Here is a 17,142-nt window from a genome sequence, read left to right as displayed (position 1 = left end):
TGGCGGAGCACGAAATGGCCGGTGGAATCTCGGTTCATGCGGTTGACGTGGCGAACGGGCGCCCCGCGCGTGGCCTGCGCGTCGCGATCTGGCGCGTGACGCCGGATCGCACGCTGCTCGCGGAGGGACAGCTCGGCGCCGACGGCACCTTGCAGGCGCCGGTCGTCAAGGGTGACGGCGTCATCGCCGGCGAGTATGAGGTGCTGTTTCATGTCGGCGAGTTCTTCGGGGTTGGCGCTCAGACGAAATTCCTCACCACAGTGCCGTTTCGCTTCGCGATCGACAAGGTCGAGGAGCACTTTCATCTGCCGCTGAAATTCACCCCCTGGGGCTATTCGATCTTCCGCGGCGCTTAGGGAAGCGCGTCTGACGCTATATGGTAAACTCAACGAATAAGTTGCCCCGACGGTCGAGCCCGTCAATCAGTCGCTGGTCATGCCCGGGCTTGTCCCGGCCATCCACGTCCCTCAGCGATCGCCGGCCGACGTGGATGGCCGGGACAAGCCCGGCCATGACGGCTTGGAGTTGGACGGGCACGAACTCCCAATTTCAGGAAGGGGCACTCAGCCTCAGCCCGTCAGCCGCTTCGACAGGCCGGTGGTGCGCTCCATGATCGCCATCAGCGCGATGGTGGCGATGATCAGCACGCTCGACAGTGCGGCGATGGTGACGTCGAGCTTGCCTTCGAGGTCCTGCCACATCCGGATCGGCAGCATGTCGGTGGCGGCATCGCGCAGGAACAGCGACACCGGCACGTTGTCGAACGACGACATGAAGGCGATGAACGCACCGGAGATGATGCCGGGGCGGATCAGCGGCAAGACGATGCGGCGGAACGTGTAGAGCCTGGAGGCACCGAGGATCGCCGAGCTTTCCAGCAAGGTTGGCTCGAGCTGCGCCAGCGCCGCCACGGTGTTGCGGACCACATAGGGCACGCAGACGATGGTATGGCCGATCACCAGCGTGAGCAGCGAGACCGGCAGGCCGATCAGCGAGAAGAACATCAGCGCCGCCAGCCCGAAGGCGAGTGCCGGCAGTACCAGCGGCGACATGAACAACGAGTCCAGGAGCTTCGCCGTGAGCGTCTTCGAGCGCGAGATCGCCAGTGCCGCGGCGACCCCGAGCACGACCGACAGGCCCGTCGACCACAGTGCGACGACGACGCTGTTGCGTGCTGCGAACTGCAGCTGCCAAGCGTTCCACAATTCGACATACCATCGCGTCGAATAGCCCGGTGGCGGGAATTTCAGCGAGAAGCCCGAGGTGAACGAGACGATCACCACGACCAGCGACGGCGACACGATCAGGATGAGCGCCAGCACGGCGATGACCGTCATCACGATCTGGAAGCTCAGCGCTTCCCAGTTCCGCTGCCGGCCGCTCATCTGGCGTCTCCATAGCCGCGAGCACGGCGGCCGAGTGTCGAGAACAGCGCAACGATGGCGAGCACCGCGAACAGGAAGATGATCGAGATCGCCGCCGCGAACGGCCAGTTCTGCAGGGTCGAGGCCTGCTGGTAGAGATACATCGGCATGAACAGCATCTGCCCGCCGCCGACCAGGGACTGCGTGATGAAGGCGGTGATCGCGGCGGCATAAGTCAGGGTGCAGCCGGCGATGATGCCGGGCATCGACAGCGGCAGCATCACCTTGACGAAGGTGCGCCAGCTACCGGCGCCGAGTGAGGCCGAGGCGTCGGAGAGATTGGGATCGATGCGGCCGATCGCGGTGATCAGTGGCAGCACCATCAGCGGCATCTGCACCTGCGCCAGCGCCGCGATCAGTCCGCCCTGGGTGTAGATCATGCGCAGCGGCGTGCCGATCAGGCCGAGCGATTGCAGCACGGAGTTGATGATGCCCTGCCGGCCCAGGATCACGATCCAGGCGAAGGTGCGGACGACGACGCTGGTGAGCAACGGCAGCAGGACGATCATGATGATCAGGGTCTGCACCCGGCTGCCCGAGCGCTGATACAGCCAGGCGATGGGATAGCCGAGCACGAGGCAGGCGAGCGTCACCTCGGCGCCGAGCAGCAAGGTCGAGCCGAGCACGGCGAGGCTGAAGGGGTCGGTCAGGAACTTGATGTACTGGCCGAGCCCCCACACCGTCGCCGCGGTGTCGTTGTGCAGCGAGAGATAGAGCAGTTGCGCCAGCGGCAGCACGAAGAAGATCGCGAACACCAGGCCCAGGGGCAGCGCAAGCCCCAGGCTGAAGCTGGTCACGTCTCCAGGTGCTGTCGTGGCGCTCTTCATCGCGTCAGATCTTGATGTCGCGGTTGAACTTCTCGATCCAGGACGCGCGCTGCTCGTTGATCTTCTTCCAGTCCTGGAACACGAACTTCTTCTTCAGCTCCGCGGTGTCCTTGGCCAGCACCTTGGCGATCTCGCCGGTCATGGCCACCTTGGTGTTGGTCGGCACGATCAGATAGGGCGAGTTCATCAGCGTGGTCTGCACTTCCGGCGACAGCGCCGCCTCGATCAGCTTGAAGGCGAGCTCCTTGTTCGGCGAGTTCTTGACGATGTGGATCGTGGTCTTGAAGGCGATGGCGCCTTCCTTGGGCGCCACGAACTCGACCGGCACGCCACGCGCTTTCAGGATCTGGATGGCGTTGAAATTGCCGGGCGAGATGTCGATCTGGCCTTGCTGGAACAGGGTCGCCAGGGCGCCGGGATTGGCGGCGACCGCGGCGAGGTTCGGCTTCAGCTCCTCCAGCGCCTTGAAGCCCTCGTCGACATTGGCCTCGGAGCCGCCGCGCATGCGCGCGATCTCGACCAGCCAGCCGGTGCCGAGCGTCGAGTTCAGATTGGTGATGCCGACCTTGCCCTTGAACTCGGGCTTCCACAGGTCGGCCCAGGAAGTTGGCGGCGTCTTCACCGTCTCTGGATTGTAGGTGAGGCCGACGACCTGGAAGAACGGCGCCGGGCCCATCGCGTCCTGCGCTTCCGGAATCAGGTCCTTGAAGTACGCGCTCTTGTCGGCCGGGAACGGATCGACGAGATCCTGGCCGATCGCGACCAGCGCCGGACCCGGATCGTGCAGCATGACGTCGATCGGCGGATTGGCCTTGGCCGCATTGACCTTGGCGATCTGATCGACCGACAGCATCGGGTCGAGCACGATGGCGGCATCGGCATTGGCCTTGCGGAACGCCGGCACGAGGACCGCCTTGTGCGCCTCCTCCCAACTGCCGGTGAAGGTCGCGAACACCAGCGGCCGCGCCTGCGCGAGGCTCAGGCCAGGGAAGGCGTGCATGGCTCCCAGCGTCAAGGCGCTGGTCAGGAGCCGGCGGCGATCAAGCATCATGTTTCACTCCGATGTGTCTGTTGGTCTATTGCGGGAAGACGGTGGCGAGGCCGGGTGCGATCGGTGCGACCCGCACCGGCGCGCCGGCATCGCGCAGTGGCGTGTCGCCGGTGCGGGCCTGCGAAATCTTGATGCTCGAGCCGTCGCTGGCCTTGATCTCATGGACCACGGTCGCGCCGAGCGGCAGCGCCATGCCGATCTCGCCGGCAAAGCCGGTGTCGTCGCTGACGAAGGTGAGATGCTCGGGACGCAGGCACACGGTGACCTTGTCTGAGGCACGTACCGGGGTGGGGGCGCGCGCGATGATCTCGCCGCCGGCCTCGAGGCCGACCTTGACGCTATCAGCGTCGGTCGCGATCACCGTCCCCTTCATCTTGTTCGCGGTGCCGACGAAGCTGTTCACGAACAGCGTCTGCGGCTGATCGTAGATCTCGGAGGGCGTGCCGAACTGCTCGAGATGACCATGGCTCAGAACGGCGACGCGGTCGGCCATCGACAGCGCCTCCTCCTGGTCGTGGGTCACGATCAAAGTTGTGATCCCGGCCATGCGCTGCAGCCGCTTGACCTCGATCTGCATGTCCAACCGCAAATTCTTGTCGAGCGCGGCGAACGGCTCGTCGAGCAGCAGGATCGACGGTTTGATCGCGAGCGCGCGAGCCAGGGCCACGCGCTGTTGCTGGCCGCCCGACAATTGCCGCGGCAGCCGCTCACCGAACGGGCCGAGCTGCACCATGTCGAGCAGCCGCTGCGCCTCCCTGTTGCGCGTCGCCTTGTCGACGCCGCGCGCGGCGAGGCCGTAGCCGACATTCTCGGTGATCGAGAGATGCGGAAACAGCGCGTAGTTCTGGAACACGATGCCGACGGCGCGGCGGTTGGGCGGCAGCGCGTCGACGACGTCGTTGCCGATGATGACGCGCCCCTCGCTCTGGCCGATGAAGCCGGCGATGATGCGCAAGAGCGTGGTCTTGCCGCAGCCCGAGGGCCCAAGCAGGGCGATGATCTCGCCGCCTTTCACGTCGAGATTGATATCGGATACGGCCACCGTGCCGCTGGCGAAGCGGTGGGTGATCCGATCCAGAACGAGCGACTTGGCTTCCGATACGCTGGCCATGGGCCTCCTGCTCAACTGATCTGAAAAAGCAAGAAGCGTGCCGCCTTTTCAGGCAACGAAGGCGGCTTGTGTACAGAAGAGGAAGTGGGGGTATGGGAGTATGACGGGTTTCGCCCGAGCTCGCAGCTAACAAGATCTGGCTCGCTCTCTCCCCACGTCATTCCGGGCTCGCGCCGACAGCGTCCCGGAATGACGTGGGGAGAGAGCGTTGCGACTCACACGGCCCAACTACCCGTCGCGATGCTCCAGCCGGGCGGCCAGCGCCTCGGGCAAGCCCGTCGTCGGCTTCGCGGCCGGGCGGCGGAAGGTGCCGGCGGTGGCCTTGCGCATCTTCAAGGCGAGCAGTGCTTCGGCCTGCTTCACCGCGGCGATCACCTGATCGACCACGGGGACGGGAATGCGATGCGCGACGCGGGCGGCGAGCCCCGACAGTGGCGCGCCGGCGAAGATCAGGACGTCGGCCTCGTTCTCCTCGACCGCGCGCAGCGCCAGCTCGACCAGCAGCTCCTCCTTCTCGTGCTGCACGTCGGAGATCTGCTTGAAGCTGCCGTCGAGCATGCGGATGCCGGCGCAGCGCTCCATCAGGCCGTGCATGCGCACGCACTCCTCGTACCAGGGACCCAGCGCCTGCGCGAAGGTGACGATGGCGAAGCGGCGTCCGGCCATGCAGGCGGTCAGCATCGCCGCCTCGGCAAGCCCGATGACCGGCACGTCGAACAGCTCGCGGGCCGCGAACAGGCCGGGATCGCCGAACGCGGCGATGATCGCGGCATCGAAGCTGCCGTTGCGCTCCGCCAGCATCTCCAGCGCGACGGCGCCGCCGATCTGCGCCTCCGCGCGGGTGGCGATATAGGGCACGCCGCGCGGCGCGGTGCAGGGGATCAGGGTCGTGCCGGGCGCGGCGGCGTCGCGGCCGACCTGCAGCATCAGGTCGGTGATGTCGGTGCGGATGTTGGGATTGAGCAGCAGGATGTTCATCGGGCGCGCTTGATGGTCGGAAATGCAAGATTGCCGGAAATGCGAGCGCCTTGTCCACGCCCGGCGCAGCCTATCATGTCATCAGGATCAGGCGCGTGGGTCGCTCACTTGCCGGTCACATGCACGGCCGGCGTCGCGCCGCCGTTCCATTGACCGCCGATCGCGCGCTCGATCTGGGCCGCGAGCTGCAGCAGCAGGCCGTCATCGGCCTGCTTGCCGATCGCCTGGATGCCGAGCGGCAGGCCGTGCTCATTGGTGGCGAGCGGCAGCGAGATCGCCGGGACGCCGCAGAGATTGGCGAGGGGCGTGAAGGCGAAGTTGCGCCACAGGTTCTCGAACCAGTCGAGCACGTCGGGATTGTCGCTGATGGTCAGGTATTCGGTGGTACCGATCTTCGGCGTCGGCAGTGCCGTGATCGGGGTCAGGATGATGTCCCAGTCCTCGAAGAACGCGCCGAAGGCGCGCGACGTCGTATTGAACACCGCCTGCATCGCCGCACGCTCGGCGAAGCTGGTGCCCTTGCCCGCTTCCCAGATCCGGATGTTGATCGGCTCGATCAGGTCGGCCGGCGGCCGCCCGAGCTTGCGTGATGCGAGCAGGTTGTTGATGACGATCGCGAAGTTCGAGATGTAGCAGGTGGTCTGGGCCGCGAACGCCTGGCGGTAATCGACATCGGGCAGCGCGTAGCCGATGTGGTGGCCGAGGCCCTCGAGGATTTTGCCCACACGCTCCAGCTCAGAAGCAATATGCGGCGTGGCGCGGTAGTCGCCCCATTGATGCGACAGCGCGATCCTGAGCTTGCCGGGATCGCGCTTGATCAACTCGACATAGGGCTCCGGCGTGGTCCAATACGGCATGAACTCGCCGGGCGCGCCGCCGCGGCAATGATCGACGAATGCCGCGGTGTCGCGCACGCTGCGCGACTGGCAGCCCTGGATCGAGACCAGGCCGCTTAGATCCGACAGATGCGGCGCGATCGAAAACACGCCGCGCGAGACCTTCAGCCCGATATTGCCGTTGACGCCGGCGGGAATGCGGATCGAGCCGCCGCCGTCGGTCGCATGCGCGATCGGCACCACGCCGGCGGCGACCATTGCCGCACTCCCGGCCGACGAGCCGCAGGTGGTGTAGTCGGTATTCCAGGGGTTGCGCGTGACGTAGACGGCCGGGTTCTCCGCCGAGCTGCAGACGCCGAACTCCGGCGTCGTGGTGCGGCCCATCAGATTGAGGCCGGCCTTGCGCATCTTCGCCGTCAGGTGCGTGTCGGCGGCGGGACGGTTGCCGCGCATGAACAGCGAGCCCTGCTCCTGCAGCCGTCCGGCCATGGTCGGCCCGAGATCCTTCATCAGGAACGGCAGGCCGGCAAAGGGGCCTGCGAGATTGGCGCCGGCCTTGCCCGGATCTTCCACGGCATCGGCGAAGACTTCGACCACGCCGGACAGCGCGGGATCGACTTTTGCGATTGCCTCGGCTGCCTGCCTTGCCAGCTCCGCCGCCGTCAGCTCGCCGCTGCGAACGCGCGCCGCCAGCGCCATGCCATCATGCCGGGCCCACTCGTCCCAGCTCATCGCCAACGTCATCTGTCTTCCGATCCTTGCGCGCCGACCATCGATGCTACGCGTTCGAACGGTGCGATGATCAGGCGCTGTTCCACTTCCGGCGCCGCGAACCTTAGTTTGCACGAGAGCCAAGTCAATCAGTCGCCCTGCATGCTGCCATACGATCCTATCATGCGGCGCGGCCGACGACCGTCCACAATGAAGCCGACATACGAGCCGTTCCGGAAAACGGGACCGCAGCCCGCGGCGCCGGACGTTGACGCTCGTCAAGGCCAGCGCATGGCGCGCGTGCTTGATGGGGTCATGGATATCCTGACCTTCGGTGCGGCGGGCGCAGCGCTGCTCGTTACGCCCGGCCCAACGAACACGCTGCTCGCCACTGCCGGTGCGAGTCGTGGCGTGCGCGCCTCCGTTCATCTGCTGCTCGCCGAGCTTGCCGGCTATCTGCTGGCGATCGCGACGCTGCGCATCACGCTCGGTCCGCTCGTCGCGACCGCGCCGCTGGTCGGACAGGCTCTCCGTGTCGTGGTCGTGCTCTATCTGCTGCACCTCGCTGCCGCGCTCTGGCGCCACGGCAGCAGCAGCAGCGCAAGCGATGCGGCGCCGGTCACCCTGCGCGGCGTGTTCATCACGACGCTGTTCAATCCAAAGGCCATCATCTTCGCTTTCACCTTGCTGCCGCCGGAAGGCGATGCGGCGAGCCTATGGCCGTTCTTGGTCGTGCTCGGACTCTCGACTGCGACGATCGGAGGAGCCTGGATCGTGCTCGGCGCGACGCTGCGCTGCGGCCTCGGGCATGTCGTGCCGGCGTCGCTCGGCTATCGCTGCAGCGCTGCGGCCCTGACGCTGCTGGCCTGTGTGATCCTGGCGCCCGCCCTTGGCGCGCTGTGAACGGTTCCGCTTGTTACTGGTGCTGCCAGCGGACGCGCGCGCAGGCTAGACGACGCGGCCTGCAGCATTCGATCCGGATGCCGCAGGCCGCGTCGCGAAGCTATCAAGGACCTAGTTGAAGGCCATCGGCGCCGCGCTGGCCATCCAGCCGTCCGGCCGCGTGTTGCGGGCGAGCCGCTGGTAGCTCGGCGCACGGGCCTCGCGCGTGACACGAGCCGCCGCGCCGAACATCGCGGAACCGCCATTCGGGTTCACGATCGTGTAGCCGGCGATCGAGCGGGGATGTTCGCGAGTGACGTGGCCGCCGGAATTGCCGTCATGCACATACCAGATGTTGCCGGCGACCTGCTGCTGCAGGATCATGACGTGGCCGGACCGGACGGCAGCCATTCCCGGTGCGGGAGCTGCGCGCGGAAAGCGACGCCAGTTCGACGCGAGATTCAGCTCGGGAACGACCCGGCCGAACGTGTAGAGCGACGCTTCGCAGCCGCAAAATGCATGCGGACATCCCGATGGGCGGCCGCCGACGACGCGACCTTCGCCGGGAATCGAGGCCATCGCATTCATGTAGGAGTGGTGACGGTGCGAGTAGTGATGATGATGGTGACGAGGACGCGCCTCGGCTTGAACGGAGAGAGCCAGCAATGCGGCGACGACAATAACAACGCGGTACATTCGGAGGACTCCTGTACGCTGTGAAATCCCCCTGCCGCGCGCCAATCAACGTCCAAACATGTCCTCAAGGTGACCGAATCGCCCCTCAGCCATGCAAATGCGGGACGGCGCTGCCCGCTCAGACTGGTTCCAAATCATTCGGAGTGATTGACTCTCGACGTCGAGGATGACTCACAACAAATGAATGTTCCGCTTTGGGAAGTTCAGACTACCTACTAACAGCGCGGCGACCGCGGCTGGCCTTCAGTCGTCCTGATAGCTGCAAGGATGCAATCAGGATAAGCAATCAGGACAAGTAACATCCTCCACGCGTGCGGCGCTCTTGGACATTCCGTTCCAGACCACGACAGGAGATCGTCATGATCACGTTCCGCGGCAGCTGCCTCTGCGGCCAGGTCGGCTTCGAGGTCGACGGGCCGTTCGACAAATTCCTCAATTGCCATTGCTCGCGCTGTCGCAAGGCCAGCGGCACGGCGCACTCCTGTGAGGTCATCGTCAAGGCGGCGGCGCTGCGCTGGCTGCGTGGCGAGGCGAACGTCACGCGGTTCGACTTGCCCCGGGCGCGCAGTTTCGCCACCGCCTTCTGCAGCACTTGCGGCAGCCCGATGCCACATCTGACGCGCAGCGGCCGCGAGGCGATCATTCCCGCCGGAGGCTTCGATGAGCCGCTCGGCGCCGTTCCCGATCGCCACGTGCATTGGGCGTCCCGCGCCGACTGGTACGTCGATGGTGATGGGCTGCGCGTCGAGGACTGACGCGATCAAGAATGCCGCTCGTCGGGCGACTCATGCCCCTCGTGCCGAGATCGGACAAGCCTGTCGAGGCGTCAGATACGCCCGATCGCCGCTGCGTCCGGAATCCGATTTCACGAGCAAGTTCAGGCTGATTTGGGCTGTCCAGTCCCGGCAGAAAAAATATCCCGCTTGGCAATTTCGGAAAATCATGATTGTTTGTCGCTGTCCCGCCTCATCGACGAGGGGCGCTGCGCGGTCGTCACGAAGCGTGGAGGTGGGATGTGATGGGCGGGCCGGTTTGCAGCGTGGTCATTCGCGCGGACGAACAACATCGGCTCGCACGGTCAAGTCGCGTGGTCCTGATACTCCGATGCCAGTATCAAGCCTGCGCCGGCGCCAACGGCGCCGCGTGGGTGACGGTGACCAGAAAGCCCGGCGCACCGGGGAGAATGCGAAGCAGCCGTTAAAGCCATCGCGCAGGGAGGGCCGGATCGTCCGGCTGGACCTGTGGTACCTGCCGCCTGCATTTTTTGAGCAGGCGGGCCACGGGCCTCAGTCGAGGTCCGGCCTTCCCTGCACCCTCGCTTTGGAGAGGGTGACTGCAAGAGCAATACTCGGACGCGAAAGCGGGTGCGAGGATGAGCTGCCATGCCGGCAAACTTCGTGGCCATCCCGCGCAGTGATGACGCAGTGATAAGGTGACAGGCCCACCGAATACTCCCGTGTCGTCCCCGCGAAAGCGGCGACCCATAAACACCGAAGCCTGCGCTGGACCGAGCTGGAGCCACAGCCGCGTATCATCACAGACGCCGCGGAGTATGGATCCCGGCGTTCGCCGGGATGACAGCGGAGGATACGGCGAGCGATGACAACGCGGCACGGAAGCCCCTTTCCCATTGACCCCCTTCTCGATTGGCCTATCTCTTCAACACCGCAAAGAAACGGAACTGGATACCCTGATGACCGCACATCCGCGCAACTTCGATGCCGCCATCGATCCCGTCAAGCTCGACCGCCTGGCCGAGGTGGCGGTGAAGGTTGGCCTGCAATTGCAGCCGGGTCAGGATCTGCTGCTGACCGCGCCGTCGGTGGCGCTGCCGCTGGTGCGCAAGGTCGCCGAGCACGCCTACAAGGCCGGTGCGGGAATCGTGACCTCGTTCTTCTCCGACGAGGAGCTGACCTTGGCGCGCTACCGTTTCGGTCATGACAACAGCTTCGATCGCGCCGCCGACTGGCTCTACCAGGGCATGGCCAAGGCATTCTCGGAGAACACCGCGCGGCTCGCCATCGTCGGCGACAATCCGATGCTGCTGTCGGGACAGGATCCGGCCAAGGTGGCACGTGCCAGCAAGGCGAACTCCAAGGCCTACCAGCCGGCGCTGGAGAAGATCACCAATTTCGAGACCAACTGGAACATCATCGCCTATCCGAGCCCGTCCTGGGCCAAGCTGGTTTTCCCGGACGTGCCGGAGGAGGTCGCGGTGGCGAAGCTCGCCGATGCGATCTTCGCCGCGTCGCGCGTCGACCGCGAGGATGCCGTGTCCGCCTGGGAGCGCCACAACGCGGTGCTGCGCGAGCGCACCGGGTGGCTCAACGGCCAGCGCTTCAGCGCGCTGCATTACACCGGACCCGGCATGGACCTGACGATCGGTCTCGCCGACGACCACGAATGGGAGGGCGGCGCCTCGACCGCCAAGAACGGCATCACCTGCAATGCTAACATTCCGACCGAGGAAGTGTTCACGACGCCGCATTGCCGCCGTGTGTCGGGTCACGTCGTCAGCTCCAAGCCGCTGTCCTATCAGGGCACGCTGATCGACAACATCCAGGTCAGGTTCGAGGAGGGCCGCATCGTCGAGGCCAGGGCCTCGAAGGGCGAGGAGGTCCTGAACAAGGTGCTCGACACCGACGAGGGCGCGCGCCGGCTCGGCGAGGTCGCGCTGGTGCCGCACTCCTCGCCGATCTCCAAGAGCGGCCTGTTGTTCTACAACACGCTGTTCGACGAGAACGCCGCCTCGCACATCGCGCTCGGCCAGTGCTACTCGAAATGCTTCATCAACGGCACCTCGCTGTCGCCGGAGCAGATCGCCGCCCAGGGCGGCAACCGAAGCCTGATCCACATCGACTGGATGATCGGCGCGGCCGACACCGACATCGACGGCCTCCATGAAGATGGCCGTCGCGTGCCGGTGTTCCGCAAGGGCGAGTGGGCCTGACGCATGACGGGCCGGCGTCACGCGTGCACCGGCCCGAAACGAGCCGCGAGCGATGCTCGCGGCGGTGTCGTCGTCGGCCGAACGTGCCTACTGCTTGGCGCTGCCGGTGGTGGCCTGCACGTCGATCGTGATCCGCTCCGACATGACCGGCTTGTTGTGCGGGATGTGGCTCCAGTCGCCGAGCACGAGCTGCAAGGTGTGCTTGCCCGGCGTGAGATTGACCGAGGCTTCGGTCTGGCCCTTGCCGAAATGCACGTGGCCGGCATCGACCGGGATCGCCTCGTTGAGCGAGTCGCCCTCGAGCGCGGGCGCGTCGATCAGCAGGTGGTGGTGGCCGGTGTTGGGGGCCTCGGTGCCGGACGGGGCAACGCCCATGCCGGACAGGCCGAAGCGGATCAGGACCGGCGAGGAGACGGTGTCGCCGTCCTTCAGGTTGATGAAGTAGGCCTTGGCGTTGTCGGGGGCGGGCGTTTCGCCCGCCATGACGAGGCTGGCGGTTGCAAGGGTGGCGGCGGACAGCGTGAGGGCGAGTGCGAGGCTCAGTCGGCGCATCCTGGGAAATCCTTATCTCTGCGAAGGCGGCAAATCTTTAAAGGCGACGGCACAACTCAGGATGGGCAGGGCGACCAGAGGGAAGCCTGTCCGCATCTTGCAGTGCGGTCAAAGAGTAGATCAGCAGGTTTGGCGAGGCCGCGAACAAATTGCGGCGTTCGCGTGGAGTTTATAGCGCTTGCGTGTTTGTGATGCGACGGCTGGTCGCGGCGATCGGTTCAAATCTTAACGACTTCGGAAAGCAGCCATTAGGTGCAATCGGCTACGGTCGCGGGCTCACGCCGCCGTTCAGCCGGTCATTTCAATCCGATGCATTTGAGGTCCAAGATGTCCCCGTCCTTGATCGAAACCGCCAATCTCGCCGTCGACCTGGCGCCCGCTCCGATCGAGCCGTCCTGGATCATCGAGGGCAGTCCGACCGCGACCTCCTGCACCATCGCACGCAGCAGCGACGGGCTGGGCTCGACCATCGTCTGGCATTGCACCGAGGGCAAGTTCAACTGGTACTACGATTTCGACGAGACGATCCTGATCCTCGAAGGCGCGATCGTGCTGGAGAGCGAGGGCATGCCGGCGAAGCGCTATGGGCCGGGCGACGTGATCTTCTTCCGCGACGGCGCCCATGCCAAATGGCATGTCGAGGGCCACGTCAAGAAGCTCGCCTTCTGCCTGAAGACGCAGCCCTACCTGCTCGGCCTCGCGGTGCGCGTGATCAACAAGCTCAAGCGCATGTTCCTGACGCCGGAAGGCCGCCGCGGCACCAGCCTCGCGGGCGCCTGAGCTCATATTGTCCTGAGCATGATCTTCTCGGAAAACCGGCCTCCACTTTTCCGGATCATGCTCTAGACCCCGTCGAGGATGATCACGGTCGGGACCTGTGGCAGCAGCTCGCGCGACATCTTCAAGCTGCGCTCGGCGCGGCGGTCGATCTCGAACTGCTGGCCGATCTTGCGCATGAACTCGTCGAGCGGCGTCGCGAAGCGGTGCATCGGCAGCACCACGGAGGCGCGCAGCCGCTTGGTGATCTCCGAGATGCCGTCGAGCGACATCGTGTAGGTGCCGTCGATCGGCACCATCACCACGTCGAGCCGGCCGATCGCGGCGAAATGCGTCTCGTCCAGCTTGACGTGCAAATGGCCGAGATGGCCGATGCACAGGCCGGCAACCTCGAAGATGAAGATCGAGTTGCCGTCCTTGATCATGTCGGCGCCGATGGAATCGCTGAAGTAGCGGCGGATGTCGGTGGTGATGTTGCGAATCAGCACGTCGCCGATCCGCTCGAAGATCTGGGCCGGCTTGCCGTCGTCGCCCCAGCCGCGCAGCACGTGCGGGATGCGCGGATCTGGCGCCAGCGTGTAATGCGTCGAGTGCGCCCGGTTCATGGTGATCACGTCGGGCAGACGTCCGACTTGATAAGCGCCGCTGTAGTCGGTGGCGATGCGGATGCCCATCGGCGTGTCGATGAAGTAGGTCGAGTGGCCGGCATAGGTGATCGTCACCTCGTTGCCGGCCGCCGCCGTCCGGCGCAAGCTGACGGGCGTGGCGCGCGGCGGGGCGCTGGCCATCGCCAGGCACTCGCTGGTGCGCGGCCCCGATTGCGCCACAGCGGGCGATGCGAACGCGACCAGGACGGCAAGCAGCGAGACCAGCGGGCGCAGCATGGCGGTTCCTCTTCAACAGCGCGTGTGAGTGTAGCGAGGAATCCGGATCAGAACTATCCTCGGCGCGACGTCCGGCTGGACAGGGCGGCGCAACGATGCGGGAGGATGGCATGACGGATCGGGTGTTGCAGCCGCTGCGGGAGATCGATGCAGGCGTGCTCCGCATCGCCTATGTCGAGAGCGGGCCGGCCGACGGCCCCGTCGTCATCCTGCTGCACGGCTATCCCTACGACATCCACTCCTACGTCGAGGTCGCGCCGCGCCTTGCAGCTCATGGCTGCCGCGTCATCGTCCCCTATGTGCGCGGCTATGGCCCGACGCGGTTCCGCGACGCATCGACGCCGCGCTCGGGGCAGCAGGCTGCGATTGGCGCCGACCTGATCGCGCTGATGGATGCGCTGGTGATACAGCGCGCGGTGTTCGCCGGCTATGATTGGGGGGGCCGCGCGGCTTGCGTCGGTGCGGCGCTGTGGCCCGAGCGCTGCGCGGGCCTGGTCTCCGTGAACGGCTATCTGATCCAGGACATTGCGCGGGCATTGGAGCCGGCGCCGGTGCCGCGCGAGTTCGCGTTCTGGTATCAATGGTACTTCCAGACCGAGCGCGGCCGCGCCGGGCTTGCCGCCAACCGCGCCGAGATCGCCCGGCTGCTGTGGCAGCAATGGTCGCCGCACTGGCGCTTCGACGACGCGACCTTCGCGCGCGCAGCGGAGGCGTTCGACAATCCCGATCACGTCGACGTCGTGATCCACAGCTATCGCCATCGCTACGGGCTGGCCGATGGGGATCCGCGCTATCAGGAGCTGGAGCGGCGATTGGCGAGCCAGCCCGTCATCACCGTGCCCACGATCACGCTCGATGGCGACGCCGACGGCGTGATCCCGGCAACGGACGGTCAGGCGCATGCTGCGAAGTTCAGCAACCGGATCGGCCATCGCGTGATCGCGCGGGCCGGCCACAATTTGCCGCAGGAAGAGCCGGCGGCGTTCGCCGCCGCCGTGATGGAGGTGCTGCGCTGAACGCTTCAGGTTCGTGCCGGCCTCAGCTTCCAGGCTGCGAGCAAGAGGCCCGCGGTCATCAGGCCGCAGACGATGGCTGCCTCGGGCAGCGCGAGCGCCAGTGCCGCGGTCGCCGCCCAGCCGATCGAGGAGAACGCCTCGGCAAAGGTCGCCAGCCGCGACGAGGTCTGGCGGCAGCGGAACTGGCTGCGCCGCGCCTGGATCCGGAACCAGAGCTGGATGGCCGTGGAGGAGACGGTCGCGACCAGAACGGCAACGGCCGTGATCACCGCCTGCGCCGGCGCGACCCAGCCGAGCGCGAGCACGAGAGGCGCGAAGATCACCGCGATCGTGATCAGCACGACCTCGACCTTGGCGCGCACGATGCGCGTCGCCGGCAGCGGCGCCGTCGCCACCAGTTCGGGCGCGTCCTCGCCGGAGATGGTGAGCCAGGCGAGGCCGCCTGCGAGCTGGCCAGCCGCCATCACGACGACCGGCGTGATCAGGAACACCGCCTGCGAGCTGTCGGAGTAGCTGCGCCACAGCAGCAGCGCCGGAGGCAGCAGATAGAGCAGTTGCATCAGCGTCTGCGAGATCAGCCAGGGATCGCGCCGCAGGAGCATGAACTCCTTGCGCCGCAGCGCCTGCTGCTGCGAGCCGCCCCGAAACGACCTGACGCGTGCGCCGGCGCGGCTGGAGATGCCCTGGGCCGCGGCGCTGATCGCGGTGTCGGCGAAGCGCGGCGAGAACACCATCATGACGACGCCGAGCAACAGCAGGCCCGCGGCCAGCAGGATCAGCAGCGCCTGGCCGTCGCCGAGCGCCGCGCGGGCCGGCAGCCAAAGGATGCTGTCGGGATCGGGCGCGATGGCGGCCGCCGCATCCGAGGTGAGCACGGCGAAGCGCGACAGCGTGCCGTAGGACACGATCGCGGCGATCTGCAGCACGATGACGAAGCCGGCGCCGATCACGGCGGCCAGGATCTGGGCGACCAGCCGCGTTCGCGCCGGGCCGATCAGGCGGAACAGGACGATCGTGATGGCAATGGCGATCGCCGCCGCCGACAGGCCGACGGCCGCGACCACGACGAACGCCGCGAGCCAGCGTGCGCCGCCCTCGATCAGCAGCACGTTGACGAAGGGCGTCGCGAGCAGCAGCGCCATGCTGGTCACGGAGAGCGCGATCGCCGCGATCCGGACCGAAAAGATCTCGGCCAGCCGCACCGGCGACGACATGATGAGATCGAGGTCGGCGCGCGCGTAGAACACGCGGGTGACGGATTCGATCGCCTGCGACAGCATCAGCGCCCAGGACAGCATGATGGTCGCGGTGATGACGATCAGCGCGGTCTTGTCGAGCGGCAGCTCGAGATCGGCGTAGCGACCGACCACGACCCAGGCCGGCAGATGCATCAGGGCGCCGAACAGCACGAGACCGATGACGGCGGCCCGCGTGCGGCGGCGCCTGCCGGCCGTGATCATGCCGAGCCATTCCCGCCAGGCGAGCCTGAGCTCGTGACGGGCGAACCAGGCGAGCGTCGCCGCCCGCGTCATGCCGCGGACTCGACGTCGACCAGCGCGATGAACAGCTCCTCCAGGCTGGTGTCGGTGCGACCGTTCTGCTGGCGCAGCTCGGCCAGAGTGCCTTCGGCGACGACGCGTCCGGCGGCAATGACGCCGATCCGGTCGGCCATGCGCTCGGCGACCTCGAGGATGTGCGTGGTCATGATCACCGTGCCGCCGCGGCGGACGCGCTCGGCCAGCAGGCCCTTGACGTGCCGCGCCGACACCGCGTCCAGGCCCGTCAGCGGCTCGTCCAGGATGATCAGCCGCGGGTCGTGGATCAGCGCGCCGGCGAGCGCCACCTTCTGGCGCATGCCCTTGGAAAAGCCTTCGCAGCGCTCGTGCAGATGCGGCTCCAGCCCGAGCGAGGCCAGAAGTTCGGTTGCCGCGTTACTCGAGGTCGCGGGATCGATGCCCCACAGTCCGGCGACGAACTCGAGATATTCGAGCGGCGTGAGCTTGTCGTAGATCATGGGCTCGTCGGAGACCCAGGCCATCACCTGCTTGGCCGCGATCGGGTCGCGCAGCGCATCGATGCCGAAGATCTCGATCCGCCCGGCATCCGGGCGCAGCAGGCCCGCGACCATGCGCAGCGTCGTCGTCTTGCCGGCGCCGTTCGGGCCGACCAGTGCATAGAATTCGCCCGAGCGCACCACGAGGTCGAGTGCATCGACCGCCGGCCGCTCGAAACACTTCGTCAATCCTCGCACGGCGAGGGCGGGGCTGCCTGGGGTCATGACGGCACTATCGCCTCGATCGGTTCGCGTCTGCAATGTGGATGCAACTCGTTGCGGCGCGGTGAACGAGCCGCCGCATCGTGTCCTTCGGTGCCGGCCGGTTCCGTCGGCGCACTGTCCGCATTCCTGCCGTGCTCGTCCCGCGAACTCCCGGCCACGTCTCAAGTTG

17 protein-coding genes are annotated in these 17,142 nt (G+C 66.3%); 6 read left to right on the top strand and 11 right to left on the bottom strand.

Annotated elements, in window-relative coordinates:
- The first annotated feature begins 14 nt into the window (after window positions 1–14).
- On the top strand, window positions 15–356 hold the full coding sequence (locus tag QX126_RS23010) for a hydroxyisourate hydrolase (RefSeq protein WP_315772685.1): 342 nt from the start codon (window positions 15–17) through the stop codon (window positions 354–356).
- A 213-nt stretch (window positions 357–569) separates the two neighbouring features.
- Here QX126_RS23010 and QX126_RS23005 read toward each other — a convergent pair whose 3' ends face one another.
- The 6 genes from QX126_RS23005 to QX126_RS22980 form a co-directional block, all read right to left on the bottom strand.
- Entirely contained in the window at window positions 570–1,385 is an 816-nt protein-coding gene (locus QX126_RS23005; protein ID WP_315783844.1) for an ABC transporter permease, read from the bottom strand.
- Window positions 1,382–2,251, bottom strand: a complete 870-nt coding sequence (locus QX126_RS23000; RefSeq protein ID WP_172131291.1) for an ABC transporter permease — start codon at window positions 2,249–2,251, stop codon at window positions 1,382–1,384. Before QX126_RS23000 ends, QX126_RS23005 begins: the two co-directional genes overlap by 4 nt.
- A 4-nt stretch (window positions 2,252–2,255) precedes the next feature.
- Window positions 2,256–3,302: an ABC transporter substrate-binding protein gene (locus tag QX126_RS22995; protein WP_315772671.1), complete on the bottom strand. Its 1,047-nt coding sequence runs from the start codon at window positions 3,300–3,302 to the stop codon at window positions 2,256–2,258.
- A gap of 25 nt (window positions 3,303–3,327) precedes the next feature.
- Entirely contained in the window at window positions 3,328–4,413 is a 1,086-nt protein-coding gene (locus QX126_RS22990; RefSeq protein WP_315783842.1) for an ABC transporter ATP-binding protein, read from the bottom strand.
- Between the two features lie 228 nt (window positions 4,414–4,641).
- Window positions 4,642–5,391, bottom strand: coding sequence for an aspartate/glutamate racemase family protein (locus QX126_RS22985; protein WP_315783840.1), 750 nt, complete (start codon window positions 5,389–5,391; stop codon window positions 4,642–4,644).
- Between the two features lie 104 nt (window positions 5,392–5,495).
- Window positions 5,496–6,971: an amidase gene (locus QX126_RS22980; RefSeq protein ID WP_315783839.1), complete on the bottom strand. Its 1,476-nt coding sequence runs from the start codon at window positions 6,969–6,971 to the stop codon at window positions 5,496–5,498.
- A 282-nt stretch (window positions 6,972–7,253) separates the two neighbouring features.
- Between QX126_RS22980 and QX126_RS22975 the strand changes: the two genes are divergently transcribed.
- Complete coding sequence (locus tag QX126_RS22975) at window positions 7,254–7,841, top strand: LysE family transporter (protein ID WP_315783837.1); 588 nt, start codon at window positions 7,254–7,256, stop codon at window positions 7,839–7,841.
- A 111-nt stretch (window positions 7,842–7,952) separates the two neighbouring features.
- Here the strand turns inward: QX126_RS22975 and QX126_RS22970 are convergent, their stop codons facing one another.
- Window positions 7,953–8,516, bottom strand: a complete 564-nt coding sequence (locus QX126_RS22970) for a hypothetical protein (RefSeq protein ID WP_315734861.1) — start codon at window positions 8,514–8,516, stop codon at window positions 7,953–7,955.
- Window positions 8,517–8,875: 359 nt separating this feature from the next.
- Here QX126_RS22970 and QX126_RS22965 point away from each other — a divergent pair, with 359 nt between their 5' ends.
- Window positions 8,876–9,271, top strand: coding sequence for a GFA family protein (locus tag QX126_RS22965; protein ID WP_315783836.1), 396 nt, complete (start codon window positions 8,876–8,878; stop codon window positions 9,269–9,271).
- Window positions 9,272–10,209: 938 nt separating this feature from the next.
- A complete protein-coding gene (locus tag QX126_RS22960; protein ID WP_315734857.1) occupies window positions 10,210–11,466 on the top strand; it encodes an aminopeptidase in 1,257 nt (418 codons plus the stop codon).
- An 87-nt stretch (window positions 11,467–11,553) separates the two neighbouring features.
- Here QX126_RS22960 and QX126_RS22955 read toward each other — a convergent pair whose 3' ends face one another.
- Window positions 11,554–12,018, bottom strand: a complete 465-nt coding sequence (locus QX126_RS22955) for a DUF4399 domain-containing protein (RefSeq protein ID WP_315734855.1) — start codon at window positions 12,016–12,018, stop codon at window positions 11,554–11,556.
- Between the two features lie 327 nt (window positions 12,019–12,345).
- Here QX126_RS22955 and QX126_RS22950 point away from each other — a divergent pair, with 327 nt between their 5' ends.
- Window positions 12,346–12,798 (top strand): cupin domain-containing protein, encoded by a 453-nt coding sequence (locus QX126_RS22950; RefSeq protein WP_315734852.1) that lies wholly within the window; start codon window positions 12,346–12,348, stop codon window positions 12,796–12,798.
- Window positions 12,799–12,860: 62 nt separating this feature from the next.
- Here QX126_RS22950 and QX126_RS22945 read toward each other — a convergent pair whose 3' ends face one another.
- Window positions 12,861–13,679 (bottom strand): MBL fold metallo-hydrolase, encoded by an 819-nt coding sequence (locus QX126_RS22945; protein WP_315775559.1) that lies wholly within the window; start codon window positions 13,677–13,679, stop codon window positions 12,861–12,863.
- A gap of 110 nt (window positions 13,680–13,789) precedes the next feature.
- On the opposite strand from QX126_RS22945, the gene QX126_RS22940 reads away from it, so the two are divergent.
- Window positions 13,790–14,695, top strand: coding sequence for an alpha/beta hydrolase (locus tag QX126_RS22940; protein ID WP_315783834.1), 906 nt, complete (start codon window positions 13,790–13,792; stop codon window positions 14,693–14,695).
- A gap of 5 nt (window positions 14,696–14,700) precedes the next feature.
- Here the strand turns inward: QX126_RS22940 and QX126_RS22935 are convergent, their stop codons facing one another.
- The gene (locus QX126_RS22935) at window positions 14,701–16,227 is read right to left on the bottom strand and encodes a permease (RefSeq protein WP_315783833.1); all 1,527 of its coding nucleotides are present in this window, start codon (window positions 16,225–16,227) and stop codon (window positions 14,701–14,703) included.
- Window positions 16,224–16,973 (bottom strand): ABC transporter ATP-binding protein, encoded by a 750-nt coding sequence (locus tag QX126_RS22930; protein WP_315783831.1) that lies wholly within the window; start codon window positions 16,971–16,973, stop codon window positions 16,224–16,226. Before QX126_RS22930 ends, QX126_RS22935 begins: the two co-directional genes overlap by 4 nt.
- Window positions 16,974–17,142: the final 169 nt, after the last annotated feature.

The organism is Bradyrhizobium sp. SZCCHNPS1003, assembly GCF_032381555.1.
Classification (GTDB): domain Bacteria; phylum Pseudomonadota; class Alphaproteobacteria; order Rhizobiales; family Xanthobacteraceae; genus Bradyrhizobium.
Note: the sequence above shows the minus strand (reverse complement) of the source record. Positions and strands in the feature narration are given on the sequence as shown.

What these genes read in the sequence shown, in the direction of transcription:
- QX126_RS23010 (WP_315772685.1), top strand. Translation starts at nt 15, where the DNA reads ATGGCCGGTGGAATCTCGGTTCATGCGGTTGACGTGGCGAACGGGCGC.
- QX126_RS23005 (WP_315783844.1), bottom strand. Translation starts at nt 1,385, where the DNA reads ATGAGCGGCCGGCAGCGGAACTGGGAAGCGCTGAGCTTCCAGATCGTG.
- QX126_RS23000 (WP_172131291.1), bottom strand. Translation starts at nt 2,251, where the DNA reads ATGAAGAGCGCCACGACAGCACCTGGAGACGTGACCAGCTTCAGCCTG.
- QX126_RS22995 (WP_315772671.1), bottom strand. Translation starts at nt 3,302, where the DNA reads ATGATGCTTGATCGCCGCCGGCTCCTGACCAGCGCCTTGACGCTGGGA.
- QX126_RS22990 (WP_315783842.1), bottom strand. Translation starts at nt 4,413, where the DNA reads ATGGCCAGCGTATCGGAAGCCAAGTCGCTCGTTCTGGATCGGATCACC.
- QX126_RS22985 (WP_315783840.1), bottom strand. Translation starts at nt 5,391, where the DNA reads ATGAACATCCTGCTGCTCAATCCCAACATCCGCACCGACATCACCGAC.
- QX126_RS22980 (WP_315783839.1), bottom strand. Translation starts at nt 6,971, where the DNA reads ATGACGTTGGCGATGAGCTGGGACGAGTGGGCCCGGCATGATGGCATG.
- QX126_RS22975 (WP_315783837.1), top strand. Translation starts at nt 7,254, where the DNA reads ATGGATATCCTGACCTTCGGTGCGGCGGGCGCAGCGCTGCTCGTTACG.
- QX126_RS22970 (WP_315734861.1), bottom strand. Translation starts at nt 8,516, where the DNA reads ATGTACCGCGTTGTTATTGTCGTCGCCGCATTGCTGGCTCTCTCCGTT.
- QX126_RS22965 (WP_315783836.1), top strand. Translation starts at nt 8,876, where the DNA reads ATGATCACGTTCCGCGGCAGCTGCCTCTGCGGCCAGGTCGGCTTCGAG.
- QX126_RS22960 (WP_315734857.1), top strand. Translation starts at nt 10,210, where the DNA reads ATGACCGCACATCCGCGCAACTTCGATGCCGCCATCGATCCCGTCAAG.
- QX126_RS22955 (WP_315734855.1), bottom strand. Translation starts at nt 12,018, where the DNA reads ATGCGCCGACTGAGCCTCGCACTCGCCCTCACGCTGTCCGCCGCCACC.
- QX126_RS22950 (WP_315734852.1), top strand. Translation starts at nt 12,346, where the DNA reads ATGTCCCCGTCCTTGATCGAAACCGCCAATCTCGCCGTCGACCTGGCG.
- QX126_RS22945 (WP_315775559.1), bottom strand. Translation starts at nt 13,679, where the DNA reads ATGCTGCGCCCGCTGGTCTCGCTGCTTGCCGTCCTGGTCGCGTTCGCA.
- QX126_RS22940 (WP_315783834.1), top strand. Translation starts at nt 13,790, where the DNA reads ATGACGGATCGGGTGTTGCAGCCGCTGCGGGAGATCGATGCAGGCGTG.
- QX126_RS22935 (WP_315783833.1), bottom strand. Translation starts at nt 16,227, where the DNA reads ATGACGCGGGCGGCGACGCTCGCCTGGTTCGCCCGTCACGAGCTCAGG.
- QX126_RS22930 (WP_315783831.1), bottom strand. Translation starts at nt 16,973, where the DNA reads ATGACCCCAGGCAGCCCCGCCCTCGCCGTGCGAGGATTGACGAAGTGT.